Origin of the sequence: Neotamlana nanhaiensis (assembly GCF_000943555.1) — a bacterium.
Lineage (GTDB): Bacteria > Bacteroidota > Bacteroidia > Flavobacteriales > Flavobacteriaceae > Neotamlana > Neotamlana nanhaiensis.
The window spans coordinates 55,044-67,612 of record NZ_JTDV01000019.1 but is presented as its reverse complement, the minus strand read 5'-3'; the positions used below and the strand labels follow the sequence as shown (position 1 = coordinate 67,612).

Below are 12,569 nucleotides of genomic sequence, written 5' to 3'. Positions count from 1 at the left end.
TTAAACAATAATTGATGCTAAAAGGACGAGGCAAGAGACGTCCAAATTTCAAAACCTCGTTCTTTCTTTTATTCTAGTTCTATGGTTTTATCATATAAATTGTAGTTTTTAATTATTCCTGATGCTTGTATAGATTTTAAAATATCTTCAATGTTTTGCTCTCTGCCCAAAACCCCTATAAACTTTTCGTTTTCTAAGGCTTTTGTTTTAAATATTACCTTAAAATCGTACCAGCGTGATAGTACTTTCATAATATCTTTAAGCGATTTTCTCTCGAAGCTAAATACACCATCTTTCCAAGAAATTTCGTTGTAAACATCAACGCTATAGATGTCAACTTGATTTGAAATTGTGTTGAGGTTAGCTTGTTGTCCAGGTACTAGTTTTTTAGTAACGGTAGTGTTGTTTAAAGCTATGCTACCTTCAACCAGTGTGGTGTAAATGTTGGTTTCGTCTTTATAGGCTTTTACGTTAAATTCGGTACCAAAAACTTCGATGTCTTGGTTGGCATGTAATACTTTAAATTTGTCGCCATTGTGTGCTGTACTTGGTGAAACATCAAAATAAGCTTCACCATAAACTAATTCTACGCTACGGGTTTGTCCCTTGGTGAAATTTACGGGGTATTTTAATTGCGATTCGGAGTTTAACCAAACCATGGTGCCATCGGCAAGTTTAACCGAAAACTCACCACCTCGAGGTACAGTTATATAGTTGTAAGCAATATTACTTTTGTTTGAATTTTTATTACTGTAAACGATTTCTTCTCCGTTACTCTTAAGCTTTTGTGTGCTAAAGTTTTTTCCTTTTTGTAAAACCACTTCGGCACCGTTTTCTAAAGTTAATATGGCTCTTTGAGTACCAGGTTCTATATTTTTTACAGTAGAAATTTGTGGCGTTAAAGGTTCAGTTTTATAAAAAAAACTGTCTTTATAAAAATAGGCCGAAGCCATTAAACCTATAACAAGAATGGCCGCAGCATATTTCGTATACGTTTTAAAACGTTTCATTTTTATAACCTGTTTTTCTTCGTCAATAATGGCGTTAAGTTTTTCTTTAACACGATTTTTGTTAAACGTTTTATAATTATAGTCCATGCCGTATTTAATTTTTACGTAGGTATTAAATACCACTTTATTTTCGGGTTGCTCTAACCATTGTTCTAAAGTATCCAATTCGGTTGCCGAAGCTTGATTACAAAGAAATTTGGTGATTAAATTTTCTATGTTTTCAGAAATCATTTAAATGCATTTATTGTTTGTAATACGTTTGGTTTTTAAGTAACCCTAACTATTTTCTAACTTTTTTTATACATTGCGAAAATATTTTTACTATTTATTGTGAATTTTATATGCAAGAACGTTTTGATGATAATAGCATTTTAATAGAATCTCTAAAAAAAGGAGAGGCGCAAGCCTATAATTTTTTAGTAGATAGCTACCATCGTAAACTTTGTGTTTACGCATATAACTTAACAAATGATTACGATTTAGCCGAAGATATTGTGCAAAATGTATTCATTAAAACTTGGAAAAAACGCCATAAACTAAAGCCACCATTTTCTATAAAAGGATTTTTATATCGTTTGGTATACAATGAATTTATAGACCAATACCGAAAGCAAAAAATGGTGCTGCCATTAGAAAAAAAGTACATTGATGCTTTGAGTGCTTTTGTAGAGGAAGAAGATGAAGGTTCGATAGAAAAGTTGATTAAATTAGTAAAAAAGGAAGTTGAAAAACTACCGCCTAAATGCAAGCAAACCTTTTTATTAAGTAAAGAAGAAGGACTGACAAATATTGAAATTGCTGAATATTTAAATATTTCTTTAAAATCGGTTGAAGCTCATATAACCAAAGCTTTTTCTACCATTAGAAAATCGCTTGGAGATAAAGCTCATGGTATCTTTTTACTACTTTTTGGTTTTAAAAAAGGCCTGCGATAAGCTGTTTTAATTTTTAAAAACCTTATTCAAAAAGTTTACGGTAAAATTCAAAGTACTTTCAAACCATGGATGCATCAACCAAAACGAATGTGGGCTACCTTCAAGCGTGTGTGTTTCGTTGTAAATATTATGGCTATCAAGTATTTTTAGCATATCGTCTCTACCTGCGTGAAATCTGGGTTGCGAGCTGTTTATAAAAAGGGTTGGTGGTGTGTTGGAATCTACATATTCTAACGGAGAAGCTTCCTTCCAAGCTTTAAAATTTTCATTTATTTCGCCATTAAGCCAAATGCCTGCCATAGATTTTTTTCCTGGTTTCGATTCTGCTGATGCTTCAGGATGAATAAACGATACAACGCCATCAACATTCACAATGGCTTGAACTTGATTAGATGTTTTTTTGTGAACATTATAAATAGGCAAGGCTGGAGTTACACCAAGTAAAGTTGCCAATTGTGCACCTGCCGATGCTCCCAAAACGGCAATTTTATCTGGATTGATATGATACTTTTTAGCGTGTTTTTTTACCCAAACAATAGCATCTTTTAAATCGTTAACACCTGCAGGATACGTGGCTTCAAAGCCTAATCTGTACGCCACAGGAATTCCAACATAACCATTTAAAGCAAGATGCTGAGCTAGAACACGTTCGTTTTCTTTACTACCAACTAACCAACCACCACCGTGAATGAGCAATACGGCAGGATAGGTTTGTTTTTTGTTTTTTGTTTTTGGAGCGTAAACATCTAATTTTAGTTTACTGGTACTTGTTTTTTTATAAGTGAGATCTTCGTTGTAACATATTTTGTCGGAAACTAAAGGTGTGATTGGGGTAATATCTGGGTGATATTTTTTTAGCTTTTCGTAAGTATTAGCAATGGTATAAGGTTTATAATCTGCTTTTGTTTGTGCATGTGTTGCACTTATCAGGATACCAAATAGTATCAGTAATAATCTATTTTTCATTTATTTTTTAGCTTTAAATTGATAAACGCCACCTTTTTCAGTTTCAATATTATAAATATAATATTCAGGAAGATTTAAGGTATCAACCTGAGCTTCACTTGAAATTAAAGGTGATTTTATTTCAGCTTGTTTGTACAAATTATTTGTGTTTTTTATTGAAGACTGTTTAAGCGTGTTGCCGTTTTTATCAAATAAAATAGTGCGACTTCGTAAGGTTAAAGTACCACCAATTTCCGAAGTAATTTTTACAGTTTCAATGGTGTTATTTTGCCATTTTAAATCAACTTCAAATCCGCCACGGGCTTTTAAACCCGTAATTTCTCCAGCATTCCAAGTATCTGGTAATGCAGGTAAAATATGTATGGCGCCATCGTGCGATTGTAAAAGCATTTCGGCAATTCCTGCTGTACACCCAAAGTTACCATCAATTTGAAAAGGCGGATGTGCATCAAATAAATTAGGATATGTACCGCCAGAATCGGCGTCGTCTTCAACTAAAGTAAGTTGCGTTTTTATAAGTTTGTAAGCACGATTGCCGTTAAGCATACGCGCCCAAAAATTAACTTTCCAGCCCATAGACCAACCTGTTGAAACGTCGCCGCGATACTCTAGGGTATTTTCGGCTGCTTTAAAAAGTTCAGGATTTTTAAATGGTGAAATTTGATTGGAAGGATATAAACCATACAAATGTGAAATATGGCGGTGTTTGTCGCCAGTTTTATCCCAATCTTTTATCCATTCTTGCAATTGCCCATGTTGGCCTATTTGCATTGGCGGTAAACGTTTTTTTAGGGTTTGTAAGGTGTCGGCGAATTTTGAATCGATTTGTAATGCCTTTGAAGCTTCAATAGCATTGCTAAAAACATCAAAAACCAATTGATTATCCATGGTTGTGCCATAGCTTAACCCAACGCCGTTATGTTTGTTTTCTGGCGACATTGATGGTGCTACAACCATCCAATTATGTTCGGGTTCTTCCTGTAAAACATCAACGTAAAATTGCGCCGAAGATTTTAGAATAGGGTAGTACTTCGCTAAAAATTCGGTATCGCCGGTAAATAAATAATGTTGCCATAAATGCTGACTTAACCATGCGCCACCCATAGGCCAAAATCCGTAAAATCCGCCATCAATTATACCTGCAACGCGCCAAATATCGGTGTTATGGTGAATGTTCCAACCACGAGCATGATACATTTTTTGTGCACTTTCTTGTCCAGTTACAGATAAATCTTCAAGCATTGAAAAAAGCGGTTCGTGTAATTCGGAAAGATTGGTAACCTCGGCAGGCCAATAATTCATTTCGGTATTAATATTTACCGTGTATTTGCTGTCCCAAGGCGGCGAAAGTCTATGATTCCAAATGCCTTGTAAATTGGCTGGTTGACCACCAGATCTAGAACTAGAAATTAGTAGATAGCGCCCAAATTGAAAGTATAGCGATACTAAGGATAAATCTTCGTTTTTAGCAAAATTAGCTAACCTTTCGTTAGTTGGTAAACTATCATTTACTTGCTTAGATAGCTTAAAAGATACTCTTTTGAACAAGGATTGATAATCGGAAATGTGATTGCTTTTTAAAACATCGTAGGTTTTTAATTGGCCGGCATCAAGATAGTTTTTAGCAATATCTTCAGCCGAATTGCTTAAATCTTTGTAGTTTTTAAAGTTCGTGCCAATACTTACAAAAAGCAGCACTTCATTAGCATTGGTTATAGAAATTGAAGATTCGTTTGCTGTAGTTTCACCACCAATTACTTTCGGGTATACTAATGTTTCAAATTTAATTTTACCAATTTTATTTTCATGGTTACCACTGGTGCCTGTTAGTTTTAAAATGCCATTTTCAACAGTTACGTTGTGTTTTAGTTGAGGTGAATCGATAGCAACGTCCAAACTTAATTGATTGTTTTTATCCGCCGAAAGGCGAATTATCATCATTTGGTCGGGGTAGGACACGAAATATTCACGTTTAAAATTAACGCTGTTAATGGTGTAATTTACCGTAGAAATGGCGTTTTCAATATCTAGATCGCGTTTGTAATTTGTTGGATTGTCGTGATTTTTAAACCCCAGTTTTAAATTGCCAACGGTTTGATAAGGCACACCGTAATTGTTGTCTTCTGGTGTGCTTTTAGGAAATGTTTCAAGTGCAAGTTGTTGCGCTTCTTCATATTTTTCGGCGAAAAGTAAAGTTCTTAAATTTTCAATATCATCAAAATAATCTTTGGTGATATTATTTCCAGGTTCTCCAGCCCAAACGGTTTCTTCATTTAGTTGAATGTTGTCGTTTTCAACACCGCCAAAAAGCATGCCGCCAATGCGTCCATTGCCAATGGGTAAGGCTTCGTTCCAGTTATTTGCTGGTTGATTGTACCAAAGTAAATTGTTGTTTGTTTTATTTATTACATCATCTTTTTTGCAGTTAAAAACAGTGATTAATAGTGCTAAAATGAAAAATTTTATTAAATATTTTTTTTTAAAAAAATGCATGGTTTAGTTAATTTTAATAGCTTTTTTAGGCAATTCTTTGCCTGTTTCAATGGTGTCCAAATCATCTATATCCGATTTTTTAAATTGAATATTAGCGCTTTTTGCACCTAAAACTCGGATAGAATTTTTGCTTTCTGAAAATTTAAAACCATCAGTGGAAACATTTTTACTATTGTAAACTGTAAGTGCATAATCGTTTGATGCTTCAACAGAAATATTTTCAAGAATTAAACCATCTGTATCAATGGCTGTAATGCCTTTTTTAGTTTGAAACTTTGCGTTTTTAAGTGAAACGTTTTTTAAACTCATCTCGGGTAATCCCATAAAAAACGCAGCAGTTTCGGAGTTTGAAACGTTAATGTTTTCCATGAAAATGTTTTTAAATGCAGGTGTTTCTTCGGTTACCAGCACAACGGTTTCATCACGTTTTTCGCTGTCGGCACTTTGTCCTTCTTCAAGCACTGGTGCGTTTCCGCCGTAAAACATATTAAAACGAATGGCTTCGGTTGGGATGTTAATCATATCGATATTCGAGATATAAATATTTTCTACAATACCGCCACGACCACGCGTGCTTTTAAAACGTAAGCCCACATCGGTGCCTAAAAACGTGCAGTTTGATACATGAACATTTTTAACACCGCCCGACATTTCGCTACCAATTACAAAACCACCATGAGCATGATAGACTATATTATTTTTAACGATTACATTTTCTGTTGGCATGCCGCGTTTTCTGCCGTCTTCGTTTTTACCAGATTTAAAACAAATGGCATCGTCGCCCACATCAAACGTGTTGTTGTAGATAAGTACATTTTTGCAAGATTCTAAATCTAGACCATCTCCGTTCTGTGAATACCAAGGGTTACGGACGCTTAAATTTCTAATAATGATATCTTCACTCATTAATGGATGAATGTTCCATGCAGGTGAATTTTGAAACGTTGGGCCATCCAACAGAATGCGTTTACAGTTAACCAAACTTACCATTACAGGACGCAAATAATCTTTAACCGATTGTAGTTCGGCATCACTAACTAAATCAGGAACGTTGAAATTAGTTGTACTTTCGTAACCTTTTTTCGCACCAGCAGATGGAAACCAAATTTTACTATCGGTTGATAATACACCACCAGAATTAACGAGTTTTTTCCATTGGCCATCGGTCATTTTTGATTTTTTCACAGGACGCCACGCATCGCCATTACCATCAATAATACCTTTACCTGTTATGGCAATGTTTTCAACATTATTAGCATTAATAGGTGAGGTGTTTCTTATGGTATTGAGCCCTTCAAAACTGGTTTTAATAAGAGGATAATCATTAAAATTATCACTAAAAAGTATTAATGAACCTGCTTCTAAATGTAAATTTACGTTACTTTTTAGTGTTATGGGGCCGGTAAGCCAAACGCCACGAGGCACAATAACTTTGCCGCCACCTTTAGAGTTTATGTGGTTTATAGCTTGTTCGAATGCAACTGTGTTTTTTATAATACCACCACTTTTTGCTCCAAAAGCGGTAATGTTTACTTCGTAATTTGGGAAGTTGGTATTTTGTACTTTGGGCATGTTAAATTCAATGCCCTGGTAAACTGCTGTTTCGTTTAAAGATTTTTCTTGCGCCGTTAAATTTTTAGCAAAAAAAAGGGTTAATAATATTAACCCTAAATATTGTTTTAAATGTTTAGTCATTTTTAGATATTTTAAAATAATCTACATCGGCATAACCACCGCGTTTATCTTCAATGGTGCTTACGCTAAATAAGCCCACTTTAGCACCAATCCATTTACCTTCTTTAGCTTTAAACGGTTTGCCAATTTTTTTGAATTTTTTACCGTTTTCGGAATAGAAGAATTGACACATGGCATCGGGTGCTGTAACTTCAACTTTAAAATATGCTGAATTAGATTTTAGTTTTACCGATTCGTTCACCACTTCTGGAGCGCCATCAATGGCTTTTATAGCTTCTGTTTGATTTATGTAAAAACCGTTTTCATTATGCGATATGCTTAAAGTAGCATAATCCATTCCCATAATAATTAATCCTGCAGTTTTTCCTTTAGTTGCTTCTTCAGGATGTAATGTGATTTTTGTTGATGCCGTAAAACTTGGCGCAGGAAACTTTTGCAACAATAAATTAGGCATTAACCACAAGTTTGGTAAAGCTTCGGTTGGTTTAATAGAAAACAACCTTAAATGATTTTTACCGCGTAGTTTAGCATGCCATAATACGTTAGGATTCGCGTTCCATTGCCATTGTAATCCTATGTTGTCACCATCAAAAATATCGGTTTCGACAGGTGTTTCAATGGGGTAGGTTTTTCCAATGTTTGGTTTTTTGTGCTTCGCAACCGGTTCGCCAATACCGTTACCATCAAAATCTTCGCCCATAACTGGCCAATCGTTCTTCCAACTCATGGGTTGCAAGTGTACAATTCTTCCGTAGGCATCAACATCTTGAAAATGGTAAAACCACGATTCGGCGTTTGGGGTTTCTACCCAAGCACCTTGATGCGGTCCGTTTATTTTTGTAGAACCTTGTTCTAAAACAACTTTTTCTTCATAAGGTCCGTAAATATCTTTTGAGCGTAAAATAAGTTGCCAACCCGTTGCTACACCACCCGCAGGTGCGAAAATATAGTAGTAGCCGTTACGCTTGTAAAATTTTGAACCTTCAACCGTTTCATGATCCTCATGACCATCAAAAACATGTACGCCTTTGTCGATAACTTTGGTGCCTTCAGGATTCATTTTATTAACGCTTAATAAACTTTTTACACCGGCTCTACTTCCCGCGTAAGCGTGCACTAAATAAGCATTTCCGTCGTCATCGAATAACGGACAAGGATCAATTAATCCTTTACCTTCCATAACCAACACAGGATGGTCCCATTTACCAAACGGATCTTTCGTTTTTACCATGTAAATACCAAAATCTGGATCGCCCCAATAAATGTAAAGTTCGTTATTATGATAGCGGATAGCAGGCGCCCAAACACCGTTACCATGTTGCGGAATATTAAAAGTTTCAACAGGAATTTGCTCTGGTAAAGCATGGTTGATAAGTTTCCAGTTAATCATGTCTTTAGAGTGCAAAATAGGTAACCCAGGCGCAGCATTAAAGCTCGAAGCCGTCATGAAGTAATCGTCGCCAACGCGAGCTACGTCAGGATCGGAATAATCGGAATAAATAATCGGGTTGCTGTAAGTGCCATTGCCATTATCGCCTACCCAAACATCAGAAATGTAGGGCTTGTTTTGAGCAAATAATGTGGTAGCAAAAAATAATGCAGTTATTACTGTTGAAAGTTTCATATGGTTTATGTTGGTAAAAGTGACGGGTTTTTATTTATCTAATTCTAAACTAGCCATAATGAAAGGACCAGTACCTTTAGGGTCGTTGCTACGAATTTTTTCACCGATATAATATTCGTAAGAACCATCTCTATAGGGGTTGCCACCTAAACCAGCAACGGCACAACATTGGTTAAGATTAACTACACCGTTTTCTTCAACTGTTATTAAATTGTCTAACAAGGCTTGATACGCTTTATTAGCGACGTTTAAATATTTGCCATCTAAATAACCTTTACGAACACCTTTTGCGAAGGTGTATGTAAACATGCTTGTTCCTGTAGCTTCTAGGTAATTGCCTTCTCTGTCTCCTTGATCTAAAACTTGCCACCATAAACCAGATTCGTCTTGCACTTTTGTAACGGCTTCTGCGTACAGATTTAGGTAGGTAATAATACGTTCTCTTCCTGGGTGATCTTCAGGTAAAAAATCTAAAACATCTACCATAGCCATTCCGTACCAACCCATGCCACGAGACCAAAAATGTTGTGAATTACCAGTCTCTTTGTTGGCCCAACGTTGTTCTTTGCTTTCATCCCAACCATGGTAAAGTAAGCCGCTTTCTTCATCGCGACTGTGTTTTTGTATTAAATCGAATTGTAATACAGCATGGTCGAAAATTTCTTGTTTTTTAGCTTCGTCTTCAATATAATCTTTTGCATAACGTGTGTGGAAAGGTTCTGCCATGTATAAACCATCTAACCACATTTGGAACGGATATATTTTTTTGTGCCAGTAACCACCATCAGAAGTTGTTGGTTGCGACTCCAATTGCTTGTCTAAAGTTTGCATTGCTATTAAAAAGCGCTCTTCCTTAGTTTTTGGATATAAATACAACAACACATCGCCAGATTTAATCATGTCTAGATTTTGATTTTCTAACTTGTAAGTGTCGATGGTGCCTGTGCTATCAATTAAGGTGTTGGCGTAATCGTAAATGTAATCGTAGTATTTTTGATTGTTTGTTTTTTCGTAAACGCGTGAACAAGCACTTAATACTAATCCTGGAGTGTAAGTCCAACGTGCTCTGGTTGCAAAATCGAGCTTTGTAGGCTCAGGAAAACGCTCTATTTCAGACAGCATCATTCGCTCCGACCATTTTAAATCTTCTGGAACAACCTTTTCGGTTTCGGGTTGCGCTGCAGTTTCTGTGTTTTCTTTCTTGTTTTTACATGACGCAAGAAATAAGCATAATGCCACTGCTAAAAGCGACATATGTTTTGTTGAAGTTTTCATTATAGTTTGATGTTTAATTTTAGTTGATTTATTAATGTTTAAATGTGGCCTCTTAAAAGGTTGTAAAAAATTAAATTTAAGGGTTACACCATTTAAATTTTTATTCTTTTTTTATTGAAAAGTGACTTTTATTCTAAAGCACCATTAGCTTCTAAAGTACTTAGTTTGCTGTTTATGTCGCTTAAAAAATCAGCTTCATTGGTAATACCTTTAAGTTCTTTTTCCCAAGCTGCTAAAAAGTAATACGTAACTGTTTCTGTAGTAGGTTTAAAAATAACTAAGTGGTCGTCTTTACCTAATTTTTGAGTTTCAACTTCATCAACTTTATAAAATAAAGCCATTCCTAATTTATCGGCAGGATGGTTTAAGGTTTGCACGCCATAAGTCGCGATATAAGCCCATTTAGAACCTACTTTTTTATGAAGCGCTACATCGTGGTTAACAATACCTGTACATAAGCCTGTTATCGCTTTTGATGGTGTTAATTCTGCTTTTGTAAATCTATCGGAAGGAAAAATAGATAGTTTTGATGTTAAGTCGATTGTGTCTTCACCCGATTCCCAACCGGTATATTCAATATTTACTGATGATACTGCTGAAGCATTTTCTACACTAGCAAACGTACTTTTTACGTTTTGAAAATGTACAACGGTATCTGCAACCACACGACCGTAGCCACCAATACCCATTGATTTTCCTGCTTTTAAAATATCCATTCCCCATGGCGACGAATCGTGGTAAGAATCGAAACCATTTTGTCCTACTTGTGGTAAAACCAAAGTATCTACTTTTTTACCAAAAATATCGATAGCATTTCGCCAATCTAAATACAAACGATAACCTACTTGTGCATTTTCCCAACCTGGACCTTCGTAGCGTAAGTACCAAGAGTGGTCGGTATGCTCTTCAGGAACGGTTAAAGAATCAATGTTTTGAAAAGTACCGTTTAAATATTCTTTGTGACCTCTAGGGCCATCTGCCCATTCGCCACCTACAGCTTTAGAAAGTTCTGCGTAAGTAATTTGTTTACTGCTTTCAACTTCTGCAACAGGAGCAGTTTCGGGGTTGTTTGATGCTTTGTTTTTACACGCAAAAAGTGCTAAGGCAGCACAAGATAGAATGGCTAATTTTTTCATGAATTTTAATATTGTTTTCCGTTAATGGTTGTGTTTTTAAATACTATTGGATCTGAGTGTTCCACAGACAAAGGTGTTTTTGCACCTTTAATAGTAACATTGGTTAAAGTTACGTTTTTTACTGGGTTTTGCTCGCGTCCTTTTATTAAAATAGCATATTTACCACTGTTTTCTACGGTTACATTTTCTAAATGAATATTTTTTATTTCAGGAATGTAGTTGCCCTCTTGATTCGCATAAATACCATAATGCGTGTTTATTTTTAAAACAGCCTCTTTTACTTGACCAACTTTTATGTTTTTTACAAAAACGTTTTCAACAAAACCACCTCTAAGCGTGTTTGTTTTTATACGAATGGCACGATCTAGGTTTGGACTATCCATATTACAATTTCTAACATAAACGTTTCTAATACCCGCAGAAAGCTCGCTTCCCATTACAACGCCACCGTGGCCATCTTTCATATAGCAATTTTCTACTACAATGTTTTCACTTGGAATGTTAACGCGTCTACCTTCATCGTTTCTTCCAGATTTAATGGCAATACAATCATCACCAGTATCGAAAGTACAATTGTTAATGTGCACGTATTTTGAATATTCGGGATCGCAACCATCATTATTTGGTCCATGACTGCTAACGGTAACACCATCAACTCTCACATAATTACATTTTATAGGATGCATTACCCAAAACGGTGCATTAGTAAAAGTAACACCTTCAACCAGCACGTTATCGCACTCGAAAGGTTGGAAAAACAATGGACGCAATTGGTGTCCTTCACCAAAAATACGTTCTGCAACAGGCGTTGCATTTTCGTTCATGGTTCTTAAGCGTGGTAAATTGTGTTCGTCTTTTTGTTGTGGTTCACCATCTAAATGTCCATAACGCTCAGCACCACACCAAGGCCACCAGTTTTCTTTATCGGCTTGACCGTTAAAAGTACCTTTGCCAGTCACCGCAAAATTGTTTTGTTTGTAAGCATAGATTAGCGGTGAATAATTCATTAATTCTACGGCTTCGTAAGAGGTGTGAACCACAGGAAGGTAAGCCGATTTGTCTGTTGTAAATAAAACATTTGCGCCAGTTTCTAAATGTAAATTTACATTGCTTTTTAAATGAATTGGGCCTGTTAAAAAGTTGCCTGCAGGAATTAGCACTTTACCACCGCCAGAAGCATTACAAGAATCTATTGCTTTTTTAATGGCGTCGGTGTTTAATGTAGATCCATCTGCCACAGCTCCAAAGTCTAATATATTAAAAGTTTTGTCGGGAAAAGTTAAAGGTTTTATAGATGCAATGATAGAATCAGCTTTAGCAAATACGTCAACAGGTGTTTGCGTTTCCTTTTTTTTGTTTTTACAAGATGCCAAAATAAGACTGCTTAAAATAAACAGAAACAGGTACTTAGTGTGAAATAGTTTTTTCATGATTT

General features: G+C 35.7%; 9 protein-coding genes. 1 reads left to right on the top strand and 8 read right to left on the bottom strand.

Annotated elements, in window-relative coordinates; genetic code table 11:
* Positions 1–68 precede the first annotated feature (68 nt).
* Complete coding sequence (locus tag PK35_RS16605) at positions 69–1,241, bottom strand: FecR family protein (RefSeq protein WP_052826071.1); 1,173 nt, start codon at positions 1,239–1,241, stop codon at positions 69–71.
* A 110-nt stretch (positions 1,242–1,351) separates the two neighbouring features.
* Here PK35_RS16605 and PK35_RS16600 point away from each other — a divergent pair, with 110 nt between their 5' ends.
* A complete protein-coding gene (locus tag PK35_RS16600) occupies positions 1,352–1,945 on the top strand; it encodes an RNA polymerase sigma factor (protein ID WP_044627699.1) in 594 nt (197 codons plus the stop codon).
* Positions 1,946–1,951: 6 nt separating this feature from the next.
* On the opposite strand, the gene PK35_RS16595 is transcribed toward PK35_RS16600, so the two are convergent.
* From PK35_RS16595 to PK35_RS16565, 7 genes are all read right to left on the bottom strand, one after another.
* The gene (locus tag PK35_RS16595) at positions 1,952–2,911 is read right to left on the bottom strand and encodes an alpha/beta hydrolase (protein ID WP_044627698.1); all 960 of its coding nucleotides are present in this window, start codon (positions 2,909–2,911) and stop codon (positions 1,952–1,954) included.
* Entirely contained in the window at positions 2,912–5,404 is a 2,493-nt protein-coding gene (locus PK35_RS16590; protein ID WP_052826069.1) for a glycoside hydrolase family 95 protein, read from the bottom strand.
* A gap of 3 nt (positions 5,405–5,407) precedes the next feature.
* Positions 5,408–7,099: a glycoside hydrolase family 28 protein gene (locus tag PK35_RS16585; RefSeq protein ID WP_044627697.1), complete on the bottom strand. Its 1,692-nt coding sequence runs from the start codon at positions 7,097–7,099 to the stop codon at positions 5,408–5,410.
* Positions 7,092–8,723, bottom strand: coding sequence for a glycoside hydrolase family 43 protein (locus PK35_RS16580; protein ID WP_044627696.1), 1,632 nt, complete (start codon positions 8,721–8,723; stop codon positions 7,092–7,094). The genes PK35_RS16585 and PK35_RS16580 overlap by 8 nt, the downstream gene beginning before the upstream one ends.
* A gap of 30 nt (positions 8,724–8,753) precedes the next feature.
* Positions 8,754–9,998 carry a glycoside hydrolase family 88/105 protein gene (locus PK35_RS16575; RefSeq protein WP_044627695.1) on the bottom strand — a complete coding sequence of 415 codons (1,245 nt, stop codon included), beginning with the start codon at positions 9,996–9,998 and terminating at the stop codon, positions 8,754–8,756.
* Between the two features lie 128 nt (positions 9,999–10,126).
* A complete protein-coding gene (locus tag PK35_RS16570; RefSeq protein WP_044627694.1) occupies positions 10,127–11,134 on the bottom strand; it encodes a DUF4861 family protein in 1,008 nt (335 codons plus the stop codon).
* 5 nt (positions 11,135–11,139) lie between these two features.
* On the bottom strand, positions 11,140–12,564 hold the full coding sequence (locus tag PK35_RS16565) for a glycoside hydrolase family 28 protein (protein ID WP_044627693.1): 1,425 nt from the start codon (positions 12,562–12,564) through the stop codon (positions 11,140–11,142).
* Between the last annotated feature and the right edge of the window lie 5 nt (positions 12,565–12,569).